14 protein-coding genes are annotated in these 18,457 nt (G+C 71.3%); 1 reads left to right on the top strand and 13 read right to left on the bottom strand.

All coding sequences use genetic code 11. The features are described from left to right. Positions 1 to 243: 243 nt before the first annotated feature. On the top strand, positions 244 to 1,182 hold the full coding sequence (locus ACIGO6_RS25770; RefSeq protein ID WP_399879923.1) for a DMT family transporter: 939 nt from the start codon (positions 244 to 246) through the stop codon (positions 1,180 to 1,182). Here ACIGO6_RS25770 and ACIGO6_RS25765 read toward each other — a convergent pair. From ACIGO6_RS25765 to ACIGO6_RS25705, 13 genes are all read right to left on the bottom strand, one after another. Continuing rightward, positions 1,146 to 2,633: an MFS transporter gene (locus ACIGO6_RS25765; protein ID WP_399880097.1), complete on the bottom strand. Its 1,488-nt coding sequence runs from the start codon at positions 2,631 to 2,633 to the stop codon at positions 1,146 to 1,148. The two genes, ACIGO6_RS25770 and ACIGO6_RS25765, sit on opposite strands and share 37 nt — an antisense overlap. Before the next feature lie 193 nt (positions 2,634 to 2,826). Further along, complete coding sequence (locus tag ACIGO6_RS25760) at positions 2,827 to 4,161, bottom strand: lipase family protein (RefSeq protein WP_399879921.1); 1,335 nt, start codon at positions 4,159 to 4,161, stop codon at positions 2,827 to 2,829. A gap of 254 nt (positions 4,162 to 4,415) precedes the next feature. Then, positions 4,416 to 6,485, bottom strand: coding sequence for an iron ABC transporter permease (locus ACIGO6_RS25755; protein WP_399879920.1), 2,070 nt, complete (start codon positions 6,483 to 6,485; stop codon positions 4,416 to 4,418). 7 nt (positions 6,486 to 6,492) lie between these two features. Beyond that, positions 6,493 to 7,476 (bottom strand): iron-siderophore ABC transporter substrate-binding protein, encoded by a 984-nt coding sequence (locus ACIGO6_RS25750; RefSeq protein ID WP_399879919.1) that lies wholly within the window; start codon positions 7,474 to 7,476, stop codon positions 6,493 to 6,495. Then, positions 7,473 to 8,333, bottom strand: coding sequence for a siderophore ABC transporter ATP-binding protein CdtA (cdtA, locus tag ACIGO6_RS25745; RefSeq protein WP_399879917.1), 861 nt, complete (start codon positions 8,331 to 8,333; stop codon positions 7,473 to 7,475). Before cdtA ends, ACIGO6_RS25750 begins: the two co-directional genes overlap by 4 nt. Before the next feature lie 103 nt (positions 8,334 to 8,436). After that, on the bottom strand, positions 8,437 to 9,000 hold the full coding sequence (locus ACIGO6_RS25740) for an MSMEG_1061 family FMN-dependent PPOX-type flavoprotein (protein ID WP_399879915.1): 564 nt from the start codon (positions 8,998 to 9,000) through the stop codon (positions 8,437 to 8,439). Between the two features lie 105 nt (positions 9,001 to 9,105). Continuing rightward, entirely contained in the window at positions 9,106 to 9,897 is a 792-nt protein-coding gene (locus tag ACIGO6_RS25735; RefSeq protein ID WP_399879914.1) for an SAM-dependent methyltransferase, read from the bottom strand. A gap of 114 nt (positions 9,898 to 10,011) precedes the next feature. Continuing rightward, entirely contained in the window at positions 10,012 to 10,653 is a 642-nt protein-coding gene (locus tag ACIGO6_RS25730; protein ID WP_399879912.1) for a sugar O-acetyltransferase, read from the bottom strand. A gap of 90 nt (positions 10,654 to 10,743) precedes the next feature. Continuing rightward, entirely contained in the window at positions 10,744 to 12,804 is a 2,061-nt protein-coding gene (locus ACIGO6_RS25725; RefSeq protein ID WP_399879910.1) for a glycoside hydrolase, read from the bottom strand. Between the two features lie 130 nt (positions 12,805 to 12,934). After that, complete coding sequence (locus ACIGO6_RS25720; protein ID WP_399879909.1) at positions 12,935 to 14,980, bottom strand: beta-galactosidase; 2,046 nt, start codon at positions 14,978 to 14,980, stop codon at positions 12,935 to 12,937. A 20-nt stretch (positions 14,981 to 15,000) separates the two neighbouring features. Then, positions 15,001 to 16,341, bottom strand: coding sequence for an ABC transporter substrate-binding protein (locus tag ACIGO6_RS25715; RefSeq protein WP_399879907.1), 1,341 nt, complete (start codon positions 16,339 to 16,341; stop codon positions 15,001 to 15,003). A gap of 97 nt (positions 16,342 to 16,438) precedes the next feature. Beyond that, on the bottom strand, positions 16,439 to 17,389 hold the full coding sequence (locus ACIGO6_RS25710) for a carbohydrate ABC transporter permease (protein ID WP_399879905.1): 951 nt from the start codon (positions 17,387 to 17,389) through the stop codon (positions 16,439 to 16,441). A gap of 7 nt (positions 17,390 to 17,396) precedes the next feature. Then, positions 17,397 to 18,323, bottom strand: a complete 927-nt coding sequence (locus tag ACIGO6_RS25705; protein ID WP_399879904.1) for a carbohydrate ABC transporter permease — start codon at positions 18,321 to 18,323, stop codon at positions 17,397 to 17,399. Positions 18,324 to 18,457: the final 134 nt, after the last annotated feature.

The raw sequence follows: 18,457 nt of genomic DNA, 5'->3' as shown, positions 1-18,457 counted from the left end.
GGCAGTCCTTTCCCATGTCCGTTCATTACCGATCTGTTCGTCACGGGTCTGTCTATTTCCCTCAAGTCCCGTCCTTTACCGATGTGTTGGCACCGGGACGTTCCGACTACCCCGATTCCCGGGACATGCACGTGATGGAGAAAGGGTGGCGCCCGTGTGAGGGCCGCCGTCGCCGATTGGTCCCCGATGACGCCCCTGAAGTGGACCCCGTGACGGGCCGCCCGGCTTTCTAGCGTCGTGGTCATGAACTCCACCACCACGCGCGGCGCCCTGCTCGCCGCGCTCGCCTGTGTCCTCGTCGGAGGGTCCTTCACCGCCAACAGCCTGCTCGGCGACTACCCGTACGCGGGCGGCCAGTTCCTGCGCTACGGTCTGGCGTTCCTGCTGCTGATCCCGCTCGCCGGGCCCGGCGCCACGGCCCGGCTGCGCATGCTCGGTCCCGGCCGATGGCTGCGTCTCGCGCTGCTCGCGGCCGTCGGCATGGTCGGCTTCAACCTGGCCGTCCTCGCCGCGGAACGCACGGCGGAACCGGCCGTTCCCGGGGTGTTCGTCGGCTGTGCGCCCGTGGTGGTCGCCGTCCTCGTCCCCCTCTTGGACGGGCGCCGGCCGCAGCGCGCCGTGCTGTACGGGGCCCTGCTCGTGGCCGTGGGCGCCTTCACGGTCCAGGGCTGGGGGCGCACCGACGGCGCGGGCATCGCCTTCTCCGTGTGCGCCCTGGTCGGCGAGGTCGGTTTCGCCGTCCTCGCCGTGCCGGTGCTGCGGCCCCTGGGCCCGCGGCTGCTGTCCACCGTGGTGTGCGGGATCGCGGCCGTCGAGTCGGCGGTGGCCGGCGTCCTGGCCGACGGTTCCGGGTGGCTGCGGCGGCCGGACGCGGTCGAGACGGGCGCGCTGCTGTGGCAGGCGGCGGTGGTCACCGTCGTCGGGTTCGTGTGCTGGTACATGGGCATGCAGCGGATCGGTGCCGAGCGCGCCACCCTGTTCTCCGGCCTGATCCCCGTCGCCGCCGCCTGCACGGCACCGCTCGTCGGCACGGGCTCCTACGGTGCCGCGCAGGCCGTGGGCAGTGCCCTGGTCTGCGCCGGGGTCGCCCTCGGGTCGGGCGCGACGCTGCGGTTCGCGCGCCGGGGTCGTCTCCCGGCGTCCCCTCAACCGGCCTCCGTGCGCTCCTTGGAGAAGCTGTAGAGGTCCTTCGAGGTGGTGATGAGCTCCCGCTGCTCTGCCCGGGAGCCGACCATGGGCTGCGAGCCGTGGAGCGGCACCTGCGCGCTCTCCGGCAGGAACCTCACGGTCACCAGGCCGATCACACCGGCCACCATCAGGTAGTAGGCGGGCATCATGTCATTGCCGGTGATGTTCACCAGGGCCTCGGTGAACAGCGGAGTGGTGCCGCCGAAGGCCGCGACGGCGAAGTTGAACCCGATGCCCATGGCCGCGTAGCGCACGGCGGTCGGGAACAGCGCGGGCAGGGTGGCGGCGCTCGGCGCGGCGAAGCAGACCAGCAGACTGGACAGCAGCAGGATCCCGGCGACCGGCGCCCACGTGCCGTCGGCCTTCAGGAGCAGGAAGGCCGGTGCGGCGAGGACGATCATCGCGGCGGCGCCGACGGCGTAGAGCGGGCGCCGGCCGACGTGATCGCTGAGCCGGCCGAGGAAGGTGATCAGCAGCACGATCCACACCATGCCGATCAGCACCAGGACGTCGGCGAAGGCGCTGGAGCGGTCCAGGACCTCCGTCTGGTACGTGGGCAGATAGCCGGTGACCATGTAGTTGGTGACGTTGTAGAGCAGCACCAGGCCCATGCAGACGAGCAGCGGACGCCAGTGGTCCTTGACGATGGTCTTGAACTCGCTGCCCGCCGACTCCTGGGCGAGGCTCTTCTCGTGCACGTCGAGCTGCTGCTGGAAGGCGGGGGACTCCTCCAGTTTGAGCCGCATGTACAGGCCGATGAGGCCCAGCGGACCGGCGATCAGGAAGGGCAGGCGCCAGCCCCAGGAGAGCATCTGGGCGTCGGTCAGCGTCAGGTTCAGGACGGTGACCAGCGCCGAGCCCAGGGCGTAGCCGACGAACGTGCCGCAGTCGAGCCAGCTGGAGAGGAAGCCGCGCCGGCGGTCGGGTGAGTACTCGGCGACGAAGGTGGTGGCGCCGCCGTACTCGCCACCGGTGGAGAAGCCCTGGACCATTCGGGCGAGCAACAGCAGGGCCGGGGCGGCGATGCCGATGGTGGCGTAGCTGGGGATCAGCCCGATCGAGAAGGTGCCGATCGCCATCAGGATCATGGTGGTGGCGAGCACCTTCTGCCGGCCGAGGCGGTCCCCGAGCGGGCCGAAGACCAGGCCGCCGAGCGGACGCACGACGAACGCCGCGGCGAAGGTGGCGAAGGACGAGATGACCTGCGCCGCCGGGGACGCGCCGGGGAAGAAGACCTTCCCGATGGTGGCGGCCAGGTAGCTGTAGATGCCGAAGTCGAACCACTCCATGCAGTTGCCGAGTGCCGAGGCCCCCACCGCGCGTTTCAGCAGGGGCCCCTCGACCACCTGGACGTCCTCCTCGCGGAAGGCCCGCTTGTTGCGTCGGAGCCGTCGGGACAGCTCCTCGCGCACCTGCCGCGGCAGGTGCGCGACCGTACTCGGCATCTTCACCCGGCCCGGGGGACCGGACCCGCCGTCAGGCTTCGCGTTCTCCACGCCGCTGCCTTTCTGTCGCGTCACCACGTTCGCCTGAGCGAATTCTGTGCCGCAGTGATCGTCCGGCGCAGCCCGAGCCGATACGCGCGAGGACCCCGGCGCGGCGGCGCCGGGGTCCTCGGGTGCGTCTGCCGGGTGGGGCTCAGGGCTGCACGGGCATGCTCCGGCAGTTGGATCCGGCCGGCTTCCCGGAGAGCCGGTCGGTGAGCCAGGAGACGGCGGCGCCCTGGTCGGTGAGGAGCGGAGCGGCGTGGTTGAGCAGGCCGCTGCCGACGCCCGGGAGCAGGACGGGTACGTAGGTGACCTGCCCGCCCTCGGCGCACCAGTCGACGGCCAGCCGGCGCGCCTGCTCGTGCGGGACGAGGTCGTCGCTGACGCCCGTCGCCACGCGCACCGGGCCGCTCGGCTTCAGGGTGCCGATGCGCTGCTTGTCGAGGAAGGCCTGCAGTGCGGGCTCGGCCCGGATGATGTCGCTCAGCGACTGCCCGGTCTTCGTCCAGGCCGTGCTGCTGTCGGAGCCGTACGAGAAGAGCGCGTCGCCGATGCACATCGTCGACAGGTCCGTCAGCGCCTCCTTTCCCGCGGCGTTGATGTACCGGTCGGCGATGGGCCGCAGGGACGGCTCGCTCTGGAGGAAGCCGTTGAGGGACCAGCCCAGCGCGCCCGCCAGGTCGCTTCCGTCGATGGCCTCGGTGACCTCCGTCAGGTCGGCGGGCGGCGCACCCGCGTAGGTGCCGGCCAGTTCGACGTCCGGGGCGTAGGACGGCTGGAGTTCGGCCGCGGCGGCGGCCGCACCGCCGCCCTGGCTGTAGCCGAACAGGCCCACGGGCGAGTCGGCGGTGACCGACGCCGAGTCCAGGGCGCGTGCGGCGCGTACCGCGTCCAGTACGGCGTGGGCCTCGTCCACGCGGTTGACGTAGGTGTGCAGCCGGTCCGTCGCGCCGAGGCCGACGTAGTCGGTGACGACGACGGCGACGCCGCGGGCCAGCAGCCGGTAGACGGACAGGTCCTCGTAACCCACCGAGACCGTCTCGCCGTTGATGCGCAGCGGGTGCTCCAGGCCCATCGACGCGGCGCACTGGTCGCCCTGGCCCATGGTGCCCGGGGCGACGACGACCAGGGGCCGCGGTCCCTCACCGCGCCATGGTGTGGCGGGTTCGATGTAGGCGCCGGTCACGGCGACCGGTGCGCCGCTCGCGTCGGTGGACTTGTACATCAGCCGGGTCGCCCGGCCGGGGAGGGGCCCGTCGAGACCGGGCAGGCTGAGCGCGAGGGGGAGCGGCTCGGTGCGGATCAGCGTGCCGTCGGCGTCCGGGAGTTCGGACGGCGGGGAGTAGAAGGCGGGGATCTCGACGCCGCGGGACACGTCCGAGGTCGTGTCCGGGGCCGCTGCGGCCGGGGCGGCCGGGGCGGCCTGGGCGCCGAGGGCGAGCGCCGCGGTGATGGCCGCGGCGAGCATGCGCGTGCGTGGGGGCATGGCGAACCTCCTGGGGAAGGGCCGCAACCCGGTCGTCCGCGGTGCGGTGGGGGCAGGGCCGTGGTCGCGTTGCTCCTGTGGGGTGACGGGACCGTAACCGGCCAGGGGTTACCGCGGGTAGCGTCAGGCTTATTACGTTTCAGTAACTTGACGCTGTGTCTAACAAGGGTGACCCGACGGACGACTTCGCCCACGGAAACGCGCCGCGCCTCGCCCACCGGGCCGGACAGCGGCTGTCCGGCCCGGTGCACCGGCTACCGGCGGCTGCGTACCAGGAGGTACAGGAAGTACGGCGTACCGATCACCGCCGTCATGAGGCCCGCGCCGAGCTGGGCCGGGGCGATCACCGTGCGGCCGAGCAGGTCGGCCGCGCAGACGAGGACGGCGCCGAGGAGGACGGCGACCGGCACGACCCGTACGTGCCGCCGGCCCACGAGGGCGCGGGCCGCGTGCGGGGCCACGAGACCCACGAACCCGATGGTGCCCGCGCAGGCCACGGCGGTCGAGCTGAGCACCACGCTCAGGACGAGGAAGCCCAGGCGGCCCGGTGCGATCCGCAGCCCGAGCAGCCGCGGCGTGTCCTCGTCCAGCGAGAGCAGGTCCAGCTCGGCGCGCCGGGCCACCGCCACGCCGATGCCGACGACCAGCGCCAGCGCGACCGGCACGACGTCCGGCATGGTCCGCCCGTAGGTCGAACCCGACAGCCAGGTCAGGGCCTTGGTCGCGTTGAACGGGTCGGTGAGCACGATCAGCAGGCTGATCAGCGCCGCCGACGCGGAGGCGACGCCGATGCCGACGAGGACCAGCCGGTTCTGCTGGAAGCCGCCCCGGGCGGCGAGCCCGAAGACGAGGACCGCGGTGAGGGCGGACCCCGCGAACGCCGCACCGGCGACCCCCCACGTTCCCGCGGCCGGCACGGTCGTCACCAGGATCACGGCGCCCAGCGCGCCGCCGCCGGTGACGCCGAGGACGTTCGGCTCGGCGAGCGGGTTGCGGGTGACGGCCTGCACCATCGTGCCGGCCAGGGCGAGCGCCGCACCCGCGCACAGCGCGGCGAGCACGCGGGGCACCCGGGTGTCCAGGACGAAGGACACGGTCCGCCCGGCCCGTCCCTGGGCCCAGTTGACGACGTCGCCGAGCAGGAGCTTGCTGTCGCCCACGAGTACCGCGGCGATCACCAGGCCCACCAGGACGGCGACCAGGACGGCGACCGTGGCCAGGAACACCGTCCGGCTCGGGATGCGCAGCCGGTCCGGGGCACCGGCCCCGGCGGTGTCCCGCACCCGCAGCGCCATGACGACCAGGAACACGGCGCCGACCAGGCTGGTGACCACGCCCGTGGGCACGGACACCGCGCGGTCGTCCGCCACCAGCGCCCGCAGCAGCACGTCCGAACCGAGCACCAGGGCCGCGCCGGTCAGGGCGGCCACGGGCAGGGACGTACGGGAGCGCGCGAAGCCGCGGAACCGGCGGGCGAGCGGGCGGACCAGCGCGGGTGCGCACAGGCCGACGAAGCCGATGGGCCCGGCGAGCGTGACCGCCGCGGCCGACAGCAGCGCCGCCAGCACGACGACCGTGACCCGGGTGGCCCGCACCGGGACACCCAGCCCGCGCGCCGCGTCGTCACCGAGGGCGAGCGCGTCCACCCGGCGGGCCGTCAGCAGCAGCCCGACCAGGCCGACCAGAGCGATCGGCAGCATCTGCAGGACGCCGTCGAAGCCGTTCTGGCCGATGCTGCCCTGGTTCCACTGGTAGAGGCCCTCCGTCTGCTCCGGGAAGAGCAGGAGCAGGCCCTCCGTCATGGAGTTCAGACCCAGCATCAGGGCGGTGCCGGCGAGCACGAGCCGGACGGTGCCCGTGCCGAGGCCGGAGAGGCCGAGCACGACGGCCGCCGCCGCCAGGCCGCCGACGAAGGCGACCCCGGAGGAGGCGATCATCGGCAGCGAGACACCGGTGGCGCCGGCCAGCCCGAGCGCCAGGTACGAACCCGCGTTCACCGCCAGGGTGTCGGGGGAGGCCAGCACATTGCGGCTGACCGCCTGGAGCACCGCGCCGGCCATGCCGAGGACGGCGCCGACCAGCAGGCCGGCGGTCATGCGCGGCAGCCGGGACGCGACCACCACCGACGCGTCGTCCGGATCGGCGCGCCCGGTCAGGGCCTTGAACACCTCCGAGGGACCGACGGCGGCGGTGCCCTGGGTGACGTCGACGACGGCGAGGACGGCGACCAGCAGGACGATCCCGGCCGTCACCGCGGCCGCGCCCGACCGGGAGGTGGGGACCGCCGACGGACGGGCCGCGGGTTTGGTTGCGGTGACGGCCATGGCCTCGCTACTTCGTCAGCGCGCCGACGACGGCGTCGATGTACGCCTCCATCGACCCGGGACCGCCGAACATCCAGATGCCGTCCTCCAGCCGGTGCACGTCGCCGGCCTTCACGAACGGCAGGGACGTCCAGACGGAGTTCTTGGCCAGCGCGCCGGTGAACGGGGTGGCGTTCGGGTCCTCGTCGTTGCCGATGTAGGCGAACTGGACGTCCTCGGGCAGGGCGGTCAGGCCCTCCACATCGGTGGCGCCGAGACCGTAGGCCTCGTCGCCCTTCACCTTCCAGGCGTTCTTCAGACCGATAGCCTCGTTGACCTCACCGATGAGCGAGGTGGCGGTGTAGGGGCGGATCGAGACCTGGTTGGAGGCGACGTAGCCGTCCGCGAAGGCGATCTCCTTGCCGGCCATCTTTGCGTCGGTCAGGGCCTTCTTGCCCTCGGCGACCTTGGCCTCGAAGCCCTCGCGGATCTCCTTGGCCTTGTCCGTGGTGCCGGTGGCCTGGGCGATCAGGTCGACGTTCCCCAGCATCCGGTCGATCTGGCCGGCGCCGTCGGCGGACTGGACCTCCAGCACCGGGGCGACCTCGCGCAGCTGCTTCACGGCGGCGGGGGCCAGGTCCGTGGTGGCGACGATGAGGTCGGGGGCGAGCGAGGCGACGGTGTCCATGCTCGGCTCGCCGCGCGTGCCGATGTCCTTGGGGTTGCCCTTCAGGGGGACCGAGGTGTCCCACGTCTTGTAGCCCTTCACGTCGGCGACACCGACGGGCTCGACACCCAGCGAGAGCAGGCTCTCGACCACGTTCCACTCGGTGGCGACGACCTTGGTGGCCGGGCCGTCCAGCTTCACCTCGTTGCCCTTGCCGTCCTTGAGCGTGATGGCCTCGGAGGCCTTCTTCTCCGACTTGTCGGCGGCGGGCTCGGTGGTGCCGCAGGCGGCGAGGGTGAGCGCCGCGGCGGTGGTGGCGGCCGCGGTGAGGAGGAGGCGTCTCATGAGGTGGTGCCGAGCCTTTCGGTTCGTATGTGGTGGCGGCCGATCGGGCGGGTGCGCAGCCGGCCGGTGAGGGGGTCGGTGTCGACGTCGATCCGGATGCCGTAGACGGCGGTCAGGCGTTCCGGCGTCAGTACGTCCTCGGGCGGGCCGTCGGCGACGATCCGGCCCGCTTCGAGGAGCGTGATCCGGTCGGCGACGGCCGCCGCCTGGTCGAGGTCGTGCAGGACGACCCCGACGGCGATCCCGTGGTCGTCCGCCAGGTCGCGGATGAGGTCGAGGAGTTCGATCTGGTAGCGCAGGTCGAGGTAGGTGGTGGGTTCGTCCAGGAGCAGCACGCCGGTCTCCTGGGCGAGACAGCTCGCGAGCCACACCCGCTGCAACTGCCCGCCGGACAGGTGGTCGGCGCCGCGGTCGGCGAGGCCGTCGACGCCGGTGAGCGCGAGCGCCCGGTCGACGGCGGCCGGGCCGTCCGGATCCGGCCGCCCCCAGCGGCCCCGGTACGGATAGCGGCCGAACTCGACGACGTCCCGCACGGTCAGGCCGCCGGGCGTGGGGCGCGCCTGCGTCAGCAGGGCGACGTACCGCGAGAACTCACGGGACGTCAGCGCCAGGCCGTCGGTGCCGCCGTCGATGCTGAGCGTCGCACTGCGGGCCTTCTGCAGCCGGGCGACGGTGCGCAGCAGTGTCGACTTACCGCTGCCGTTCGGGCCCACCAGGACGGTCACTTCGCCGGGCCTGAGCCGGACCGCCGCGTCGTGCACGACATCGACACCGTCGTACGCCACGGTCACGCCCGTGGCCGACAGCTCATGACCGCGCAGGCGCGGGGTACCGGCTGCGTCTTCACCAGATCTCACGTGGCGAAGGTTAGCCTAACCTAAAAAGCGCTGGTAGAGGCGGGGGTCACACGGTAGGGACGGCGACTGCTCCGCCCCTCCTGCCCGCAGGCGGGCGAGGGGCTCAACTCGCCTGCTGTGTCCGGGATTTCCACAGACCCGCCCGGTTCAGGGACTGCGGGCAGTGGAGGTAGATCTCGTCGATCTCCATGAGCAGCGCCAGGTCCGGGCGCCTGCCCCTGTGCGCCATCGCGTCGAAGAAGGGCGCGTCGGTGAGGATGCGGACCCGGCCGTTGACCCGCAGCACCTCCTTGCCACCGGGGATCAGGTAGAGCAGGCCGGCGTGCGGGTTGTCGAGGATGTTGTGGAAGCTGTCCCCCCTCCGGTTCCCCGGCCGGTCGGGCAGGGCGATGGTGCCGGGGCCGAGCACGTGCGTGAAGCCCGGGGCGTCGCCGCGCGGCGAGACGTCGCAGTTGCCCCGGGCGTCCGAGGTGGCCAGCAGACAGAACGAGGACCGGGCGAGAATGTCCCGGTCCTCGTCCGTGAGCCGTTCGTGGACCTTGTCGATGACGATGGGCCAGGGCTCGCCCAGCAGCGCGCGCAGCTCGGTGTGCGAGCCGAGCTCGACCCAGCCCTCCTCGGTGACGGCGTCCGTGCGGTCTCCGGTCGCGTCGATCGTGTGTGGCAAGGCCGGCTCCCAGGTGTGTGCGTGCCGGAAGGGGGCTCCCGGCTAATGGTTGCACATTGAACATTATCGGACGTCAGGTTCGCCTTACCTGTCGCCCGACGCCCGTCAGGGGACGCGCGCGACCCCCGCGTAGATCCCGCTCTCCTCCGGTGCGAGCGGCTCCTGGTCCGCGCCGTACCACTCGGTCGCCGTGACCAGGCCGGGCGGCGCCAGTTCCAGGCCGTCGAAGAAGCGGCTCACCTCGGCCCGGGTGCGGAAGCCGAGCCGGATGCCGCCCTTCGCGTACTGCTCGATCACCTGCTCCGCGAGCTCGGGGAAGAGGTCGATCGCGGCATGCGAGAGGACCAGGTGGCTGCCCGGGGGCAGGGTCTCGACCAGGCCGCGGACGATTCCGTGGGCGTCCTGCTCGTCCGGGACGAAGTGCATCAGGGCGATCAGCGACAGGGCGATGGGGCGGTCGAAGTCCAGGACCTCGCGGGCGTGCCGCACGATCAGGTCCGGCTCGCGGACGTCGGCCTGGATGTAGTCCGTGGCCCCCTCGGGGCTGCTGACCAGCAGGGCCTCCGCGTGCCGCAGCACGATCGGGTCGTTGTCCGCGTAGACGACCCGGGCCGTAGGCACCACCTGTTGCACTATCTGGTGGAGGTTGGGCTCGGTCGGGATGCCCGTGCCGATGTCCAGGAACTGGTCGACGCCCTGCGCCGCGAGGTGGGCCACCGCACGGTTCATGAACGCGCGGTTCTGCCGCGCCGCTTCCCGGGCCTGCGGCGGCAGTGTCTCGCCCACCGCCTCGTCGACGGGGTAGTTGTCCTTGCCGCCCAGCAGCCAGTCGTAGACACGTGCGGGGTGCGCCCGGCCGGTGTCGATGTGGCCGGGCCGGGAAGGGTCGGTGGTCATGGCAGGCTCCGTCGTCCGGTAGGGGAAGCTACGCCGCGGTTTTTGATCATCGTACTGGTGTGTGTGGCGTGCCATGTCCCCTACGGACGACGGAAGTTGCCGGTCAGTCGGTGTTCACTCGCCGCCCCTGCCCAGGGTGCGCGGTGGACGGTGGGTCCACTCCCGGTCCGCGTCGGTGATCTCGCGCAGCACCCGCGCCGGAGTCCCGGCGACAACCGTCATGGGCGGCACGTGTGCCGTCACCACGCTGCCCGCGCCGACCACCGAACCCCGGCCGACGGTGACCCCCGGCATGATCTGCGCGCCGGCCCCGATCCACACGTCGTCCTCGATGGTCACCGGCGCCGAGAACTGCGTGCCGTCCCGGCGCAGATCCGGGTGGACGGGGTGTCCGGTGGTGCTGATGGTGACGTGCGGGGCGAACATCACCCGGTCCCCGACGAAGACCTCGACGTCGTCGACGAGGGTGAGGCCGAAGTTGGCGTAGACGTCGTCACCCAGGTGCACGTTGGTGCCGTAGGCGACGTGCAGCGGTGGTTCGATCCACACGCCCGTGCCGAGGGAGGCGAAGAGCTCCTTCAGGAGCGTCCGGCGGCCCTCCTCGTCCCGGGGGCCGGTCCGGTTGTACGCGTCGGCGAGCTCCTTGCCCCGTGTGCGTTCCTCCGCCAGCCCCGCCAGGCCGGGCGCGCCGTCAGAGTACAGCTCCTGCGCCGCCATCCTGCGGCGTACTTCGCGCTCACGCGGGTCCATGGTCATGCACATCCTCCTCCGGTACGCGGTCGCCCGGCCGGTCCCGTCCGCACCGCCGGTGGACGTGCGGACGGGACCGGCCGGGTCGTGTCGTGGTCAGCTCGCGGTCACGTCCGTCACGGTCCAGCGCTGGTTGGCGCCGGAGTTGGGCTGCCAGGTCGTGACGGCCGCGCCCTCGTGGGTGGCCTGGCCGCCGACTTCGAGGAGGCGCCCGGTGGCGGCGTTGACGAGCGTCCAGGTGCCGTCCCCGGTGGTCGACATGATCCACTCGGTTGCCGCGTCACGCCGGCCCCGGTCGGGTTCGGCCACCGGGACGTCGTCGCGTACGGCCAGCCGGGTGCCGTTCTCCGGGTCGGTGAAGACGTAGCGGTCGCGCACGCCGCTGTCGTGGCGCACCGCGCTCAGCCGCCACCGCTGGGCGCTCGTCCCGGTGCCGAGGACCAGGTTCGTGCCGCCTGCCGCGACGGTGACGGACCTGCCGCTCTGTACGCCGGTCAGCGTGTAGGTGTGGCCCTTGCGCAGCAGGGCCGCGTCCGCGGCGACGCCCGAGACGCCCTCGATCTCGAAGGAGGTCACGGACTGCGCGGGCACGGTGAAGGTGGCCGTGCGGTCGCTCACCCTGATCGGGGCCTGCTGCTCGAGCTTGCCGTCGGCACTGGTGACGACCGGGGTGACGGTGGCCCCGCGACTCACGTCGCGGAACTTCGACAGGTCGACGGTGACCGTGCGGGCCTCGGTGGTGCGGTTGACGTGGACGAGCGAGGCGCCCTTGCCGTCGCGGGTGACGGCGGCGGCGCTGGAGGTGTCGTCCGTCTTGATCAGCCGGTCACCGGGCTTGATGAAATGGGTGAAGTTGCGGGCGGTGTCGAACTTCGTGTTGGTCCGGATCGGGCAGGTCTCCAGGGTGTCCTCGGCGGTGCAGCTGAAGGGGATCTGGATGCTGCCCCAGTTGCCGCCCTTCGCCGACTCGCCGCCGGGCTTCATGTTGTCGTAGTCCTCGACGGGCTGCCAGAACACCCAGGCGCGGGGCTCCAGTTCGCGCAGGTCGTCGACGATCTGCTGGGCGAGGCCGAGGCCGGGCCGCATGTCGTCGAAGTCCTGGCCGTCGCCCCAGTCGCCGCCCACCTCGCTCATCCACAGCGGCTTGTCCGCCGCCTTCGACAGGTCGCGCACGGTGGTGCGCTGTCCGGTGCCGTAGGTGTGGACGTTCATCTGGCCGACCAGGTCCCGGTCGGCCTGGGAGTAGGCGTTCCAGTTCGTGGCGTACGTGCCCGGGTTGGTCTCGTCCATCGCCGAGATGTCCGCCCCGACCTTCGCCTTCCGGAGCGCGGGGGCCAGGGCCTGGAGGACCTTGCGCTGGAGTTCGGGCCCCATGTGGGCGCCCTCCTGCCGGCCGCCGACGGGTTCGCCGTCTGCGCCCAGGGTGGTGCCCCAGTAGGGCGTGTTGGGCTCGTTGAAGGGGTCGACCGTGTCGACCTCGATGCCCTCCGCCTTCTCCAGCCGCTTGGTCGCACCGGCCAGGTAGGCGGCGAAGTCGTCGACCGACTCGGCCTTGAGCTGGTCGGCGGAGGAGTTGAAGCCGCCGGAGACGTAGCCGCTGACCGTCATGAACCAGGGCGGTGAGTTGCTGAACGTCTCCCAGTGGTCGATGTCGTCCTTGATGCGCTCGACCCACCAGCGCTGGGTCGCGTCGGCGTCCTTGTTCCAGTCGGCCGGGTCGTCGGCGCTCCACCAGTCGGTGTCCTCGCGGGTGGTGCCCGCGGGCGCCTGCCACCAGCCCTCGACGGCGCCGCCGGCCCGCAGGTAGTCCTTGACGTCCGGGGCGTTGCCGCCGCCGATGTTGTAGCGGGCGATGTTCAGTCCCAGGCCGTCGTCGCCGAACAGGAGCCGGGCCAGCTTCTCGCGGATCTCGGGCGGGTAGTCGCCGGTCGCGTTGGCGAACCAGACCAGACTGGTGCCCCAGCCCTCGAACTCCTCCTGCTGGTACGACGGGTCCGGCCGCACGGTGACGGATGCGGCGGAGGCGGTGGCAGAGGCGGGGGCGGTGGCCGAGGCCGGTTCGGCCTGGGCCGGGACGCCGATCGATGCGGCCCCCGTGGCCAGGGCGGTCAGGACAGCGGCCCCGAGGAGGCGTCTGCTGCGGGTACGGCGTGCCATCGTGTGCTCCCAACGGTGAAGGTGTGGTCGCTGCGGTGGCCCCTCCTGCCCGGATCCGGGCAGGAGGGGACGGTCCTCGGAGCGGGTGCGTGCCGCTCCGAGGAATCGAGGGGGTGCTGCGGGTGTGCGCTCAGGCGGTGGGCGTGCGCAGTACGGCGACGTCCCGGGGGCCGAGGACGACGACGCCGTCGGCGCCGGTGTCGCCCACCAGGACCTCTCCGGCGACCCCGGGGACGGTCACGGCCTCGTCGGTCCGGTTGACCAGGAACAGGAACCGGCCGCCCGGACCCCGGCGCACGGTGGCCTCGACCGAGCCGCGTACCTCGGCGGGCAGGTCGCTCGCCACGCCGGCGGGCTCCAGCAGCCGCGGCAGCAGCGAGGCGAGCCCGTCGGCGCCGAGCCGGGTGGAGACGTAGGCGGCCGAACCGCTGCCCGTCGGACGCCGGGTGATGGCCGGGCGGTCCGCGTGCGTGCCGGTGCGGTAGCGGGCGAGGACCTCGGTCCCGGGCCCGGTGACGGTGATGTGGTCGGTCCACAGCCCACCGGTGCTGCCGTCGTCCAGCTCCACGGTCTGCCCCGCGGGCAGCGGGCCGAACTCCTCCACACGGATGCCGAGCAGGTCCCGCAGGGCCCCCGGGTAGCCGCCGAGCCAGACGTGGTCGTTCTCGTCGACGACACCGGAGAAGTACGTGGTGACCAGGTGGCCGCCCTGCTCGGCGTAGCGCGTGAGGTCCTTGGCGAGCTCGGCCGGGACCAGGTGCAGCACGGGCGCGATCAGCACCCGGTGGCGGCTCAGGTCCGCGCCGGTGGTGACGACGTCGGCGCGGATGCCGAGGGAGAGGAGCGCGGAGTACCAGTCGAGCGCCTCCCGGTGGTAGTCGAGCAGGGAGGTGGGGTGCGAGTCCTGCTCGCTCGCCCACCACGACTCCCAGTCGAAGAGGATGCCGACCTCGGCGGGCTCCCGCTCGCTCCCGGCGACCGGCGCGAGCGTCTTCAGCGTGTCACCGAGCGCGGTGACCGCACGGAACAGGTCGCTGTCGGCGCCGGCGTGCGGCACCATCGCCGAGTGGTACTTCTCGGCGCCGGCCGCCGACTGCCGCCACTGGAAGAAGCAGACCGCGTCGGCGCCGTGCGCCACGTGCGTCAGCGAGTCCCTGGCCAGCTCACCCGGCCGCTTGGCCAGGTTGACGGGCTGCCAGTTGACGGCGCTGGTCGAGTGCTCCATCAGGAACCAGGGGCGGCCGCCCGCGATGCCGCTGGTCAGGTTGGCCGAGAACGACAGCTCGTCGCGGTCCTGGGCGCTCGGCACGATGTAGTGGTCGTTGGCGACGAAGTCGACCTCGCCCGCCCAGTCGGCGTAGTTCATGCCCTTGGTGCCGGGCATCACCATGAAGTTGGTGGTGACGGGGACGTCGGGAGTGAGCTCGCGCAGGAGGTCCCGCTCCGCCCGCAGATGGTCCTTCAGCACGTCCGAGGAGAACCGCTTGAAGTCCAGCTGCTGGGTCGGGTTCGGGTGGGAGGCGGCCAGCCGCGGCGGCAGGATCTGCTCCCAGTCGCTGTAGCGCTGCGACCAGAACGCCGTGCCCCAGGCGTGGTTGAGGTCGTCCAGCGTGGCGTACCGCGCGCGCAGCCAGTCGCGGAAGGCGCGGGCCGCGTCGTCCGAGTAGTCGTACACGTTGTGGCAGCCCAGCTCGTTGTTGACGTGCCAGGCGACCAGCGCCGGGTGGTCCGCGTAGCGGGTCGCCAGCTCCCGGACCAGGCGCAGGGCGTGCTCGCGGAAGACCGGCGACGTCGGACGCCAGTGCTGGCGCGCGCCCGGCCACAGGGTCTCGCCCCGGTCGGTGACCGGGAGGATCTCCGGGTGCGCGGTGGTCAGCCACGGCGGCGGGGAGGCGGTGGCGGTGGCCAGGTCGACGCCGACGCCGTTCGCGTGCAGGAGGTCCATGACCTCGTCGAGCCAGGCGAAGTCCCAGGTGTCGGGCCCCGGCTGGATACGGGCCCAGGAGAAGATGCCCAGCGACACGACGTTGACGCCGGCCTCGCGCATCAGCCGGACGTCCTCCTCCCACACCTCCCGCGGCCACTGCTCGGGGTTGTAGTCGGCGCCGAAGGCGAGACGGGAGGAGGGCGCGGCGTCCTCTGCGGACCGGAGACGGGACAGGAGGGTGGAGATCATGGGGTTCCTTCCGGTGGGGGCTACTTCTCGACGGTGAAGCCCTGCTCGGTGCCGTACTTGACCGAGGCGTCCTGCCAGGACTTGAGGCCCTCGGTCAGCGTGGTGCCGGAGACGTAGGCCTTGCCGACGGTGTCGTTGAAGATCGAGTTCGCGTACACCTGGTAGGGCAGGTACGACCAGTCGTCGGCGACGTTCGCGGCCGACTCGGCGAAGATCTTGTTGGCCTGCTGGCCGCCGAGGTAGGGGAACGCGGTGTCCTGGAACTTCGTGGACTGCAGATCGGCGGTGGTCGCCGGGAAGGCGCCGTTGGCGAGGCGCGTCTGCACGCCCTTGCCCGCGTTGGCGTACTCGACGAAGGCGTACGCCAGCGCCTCGTTCTTGCCGAGCTCCGGCAGCGCGAGCGCGCTGCCGCCGTTCTCCGCGCTCGCCTTGCCGCCCGCGGTCCACTGCGGCAGCGGGGCGACGCGCCAGTCACCGGCGGCGTCCTTCACGCCCGAGGCGAGGTTGGCGGGCATCCAGGCACCGGTGGCCAGGGTCGCGATGGTGCCGTCGCCGAGGCCCTTGTACCACTCGTCGGTCCAGGGGTTGACGTCGGTGAGCAGCTTCTCGTCGATGAGCTTCTGCCAGGTGTCGGTGTACGTCTTGGCGCCCTGGTCCGAGAAGTCGATCTTCACCTTGGTGCCGTCGACCGTGTAGGGGCGCGAACCGGCCTGCCAGAGCAGGCTGGTGGTGACCCCGGCGTCGCCGGTGTCGGCGGTGATGTACGCCTTCGGGTCGGCCTTGTGCAGGTCGCGGGCGGCGTCCAGGTACTCGGCCCAGGTCGTGGGCACCTTGATGTCGTACTTGTCGAAGACCTTCTTGTTGTAGAACAGCGCCATCGGACCGGAGTCCATCGGCAGGGCGTAGACGCCGTCGGCGCCGGCCTTCACGCCGTTCCACGGACCGGGGGAGAACTTGGCGGAGAGCTTGTCGGCACCGAACGCCTTGAGGTCGGTGAGCTGCTTGGTCAGCGCGTACTGGCCCATCGCGTAGTACTCGATCTGGGCGACGTCCGGGACGCCCTTCTTCGCCGAGATGGCGTTCTGCAGCGCCGTGTACTGGTCGTTGTTGGTGCCGGCGTTGACGAGGTCGACCTTGACGCCGGGGTGTTCCTTCTCGAAGTCGGCGGCCACCTGCTTGAGCGTGGGCTCCCATGCCCAGACCGTGAGGGTGCCGCCCTTCTTCAGGGCCGCATCGATGTCCGCCCGGGAGACGGCCTTCTGGCCGGAGTCCCCGTCGTCGGAGCCGCAGGCGGTCGCCCCGAGGGCGAGGGCGCAGACGAGGCCTATACCGCGCAGCAGGCGGCGCGAGTGCTTGGGCATGGGTGTGCTTCCACTTCTTCGTGGCCGAAACCGGCACCGTTGAGGGTTGGAGGGGCAGAGATAAAGGGGGAGAGGGTGGGGAGGGGGTACATGCGGGCTATTCCTTGACGCTTCCGGCGGCGAGTCCGGACTGCCAGTACTTCTGGAGCAGCAGGAACGCGGCGATCAGCGGCAGGATGGTGATGAGCGACCCGGTGACGACCAGGTTGAAGACGGCCTCGCCGCCGGCGGTCGCGGCCTGGGCGTTCCAGCTGTTCAGGCCCAGCGTCAGCGGATACCAGTCGGGGTCCTTGAGCATGACCAGCGGCAGGAAGTAGTTGTTCCAGGTCGCGACCATGGTGAAGAGCAGCACGGTGACGATCCCGGGCGCCAGCAGCGGCAGGGCGACCGTGAAGAAGGTCCGCGCCTCGCCGGCGCCGTCGATGCGGGCGGCCTCCATCAGTTCGGTCGGGATGGCCTCGGTGGCGAACACCCACATCAGATACAGGCCGAACGGCGAGATCAGGGACGGGATGATCACCGCCCAGGGGGTGTTGGTGAGCCCCATCTTGCTGAACATCAGAAACGTCGGCACCGCCAGCGCGGTACCCGGCACGGCCACCGCGCCGATGACAACGGCGAAGACGGCACGCCGGCCGGGGAAGTCGAACTTGGCGAGCGCATAGCCGCCGAGCACGGCGAGGAAGGTGGCGCCGCCCGCACCCAGCCCCACGTACAGCAGGGTGTTCAGCAGCCAGCGGGTGAAGACGCCGTCGTTGTAGGTGAACGTCTCGGTGATGTTGTCCCACAGCGCGAAGTCGCCGTCGAACCACAGACCGAAGGAACGGGACAGTCCCTCCTGCGTCTTGGTGGCACTGATGACCAGCCAGACCAGCGGCACCAGGCTGTACAGCAGCACCAGTGAGGTGAGGACGGTCAGCAGGACGCTGCGCCGGGGCTTGTCGGCGGAGTGCCGGCGCCGGGGAGCGCGCAGCCGGGGCACGGAGCCCTGGGCTGCGGACGGCGCGGGCGCGGAACGGTCGGAGACGGTGACGACAGGACCGGTCATCGCTGTTTCACACTCCCTTGCGCATGCCGCGCAGCTGGACGACGTAGGCGATGACCATGGTGATCAGCCCCATGACGATGGCGACCGTCGCGGAGTAGTTGTGCTGCTGCCCGTTGAAGGACAGCGAGTACGTGTAGAAGTTCGGCGTGTAGTCGGTGGTGATGGCGTTGGGCGCCAGGGGCTGCAGGATGCTGGGCTCGTTGAAGAGCTGGAAGCTGCCGATGATCGAGAAGATCGTGGCGATGACCAGGGCGCCGCGGATGGCCGGGAGTTTGATGGCCGTGATCACGCGGATCTGGCCGGCGCCGTCGATCTGGGCCGCCTCGTACAACGAGTGCGGGATCACGCGCAGCGCCGAGTAGAAGATCAGCATGTTGTAGCCGACGAACTCCCAGGTCACGATGTTGCCGATGGAGGCCAGCACCAGGTCGGGGGAGAGCGGGTCGGGCAGCGAGACGCCCAGTGCGCTGTTGATGTCGCCGAGCAGACCGAAGCGGGTGCCGTACATGAAGCCCCACATCAGGGTGGCCACCACGGCGGGCACGGCGTACGGCAGGAAGATCGAGATGCGGAAGAAGTCCCGGCCGTAGAGGCGTCCGCTGTCCAGGGCCAGCGCCACCAGCAGCGCGATGCCCAGCATGATCGGCACCTGCACGGCCAGGAAGAGCGAGACCCGGCCGAGCGAGGCCCAGAACTGCTCGTCCTTCAGCGCCTGGGTGTAGTTGTCCAGACCGACGAACGTGGTCCCGCCGATGAGCTGGTCGCGGAAGAGGCTGAGGTAGACCGAGTACGCGATCGGCGCGAGGAAGACCAGGGCGAACACGGCCACGAACGGACCGAGGAACCCCCACCCCGTCCAGGACCGGCGGTCCCGCCTCGCCGGGGGTGGGGCCGGCCGCGGCTCGGCGGCGGCCGGCGGTTGCAGCGTCGTCATGTCGTTCCTCGCTCGTCCACGTCCTGGAGGCTCGTCATGTTTGCGTAAACATCAAGCGGCGCGAGAAGCGGTCCGGTGGTCGAACGGCTGTTATGTTTACGTAAACATTTGATGGCGGCATGTCTACACTGCCC

Source organism: Streptomyces sp. NPDC053750 (assembly GCF_044544295.1).
GTDB lineage: Bacteria > Actinomycetota > Actinomycetes > Streptomycetales > Streptomycetaceae > Streptomyces.
Note: the sequence above shows the minus strand (reverse complement) of the source record. Positions and strands in the feature narration are given on the sequence as shown.

Excerpts from the sequence above, each read along its gene's own strand:
- ACIGO6_RS25770 (WP_399879923.1), top strand. The coding sequence starts at position 244 with ATGAACTCCACCACCACGCGCGGCGCCCTGCTCGCCGCGCTCGCCTGT.
- ACIGO6_RS25765 (WP_399880097.1), bottom strand. The coding sequence starts at position 2,633 with ATGCCGAGTACGGTCGCGCACCTGCCGCGGCAGGTGCGCGAGGAGCTG.
- ACIGO6_RS25760 (WP_399879921.1), bottom strand. The coding sequence starts at position 4,161 with ATGCCCCCACGCACGCGCATGCTCGCCGCGGCCATCACCGCGGCGCTC.
- ACIGO6_RS25755 (WP_399879920.1), bottom strand. The coding sequence starts at position 6,485 with ATGGCCGTCACCGCAACCAAACCCGCGGCCCGTCCGTCGGCGGTCCCC.
- ACIGO6_RS25750 (WP_399879919.1), bottom strand. The coding sequence starts at position 7,476 with ATGAGACGCCTCCTCCTCACCGCGGCCGCCACCACCGCCGCGGCGCTC.
- ACIGO6_RS25735 (WP_399879914.1), bottom strand. The coding sequence starts at position 9,897 with ATGACCACCGACCCTTCCCGGCCCGGCCACATCGACACCGGCCGGGCG.
- ACIGO6_RS25730 (WP_399879912.1), bottom strand. The coding sequence starts at position 10,653 with ATGACCATGGACCCGCGTGAGCGCGAAGTACGCCGCAGGATGGCGGCG.
- ACIGO6_RS25725 (WP_399879910.1), bottom strand. The coding sequence starts at position 12,804 with ATGGCACGCCGTACCCGCAGCAGACGCCTCCTCGGGGCCGCTGTCCTG.
- ACIGO6_RS25720 (WP_399879909.1), bottom strand. The coding sequence starts at position 14,980 with ATGATCTCCACCCTCCTGTCCCGTCTCCGGTCCGCAGAGGACGCCGCG.
- ACIGO6_RS25715 (WP_399879907.1), bottom strand. The coding sequence starts at position 16,341 with ATGCCCAAGCACTCGCGCCGCCTGCTGCGCGGTATAGGCCTCGTCTGC.
- ACIGO6_RS25710 (WP_399879905.1), bottom strand. The coding sequence starts at position 17,389 with ATGACCGGTCCTGTCGTCACCGTCTCCGACCGTTCCGCGCCCGCGCCG.
- ACIGO6_RS25705 (WP_399879904.1), bottom strand. The coding sequence starts at position 18,323 with ATGACGACGCTGCAACCGCCGGCCGCCGCCGAGCCGCGGCCGGCCCCA.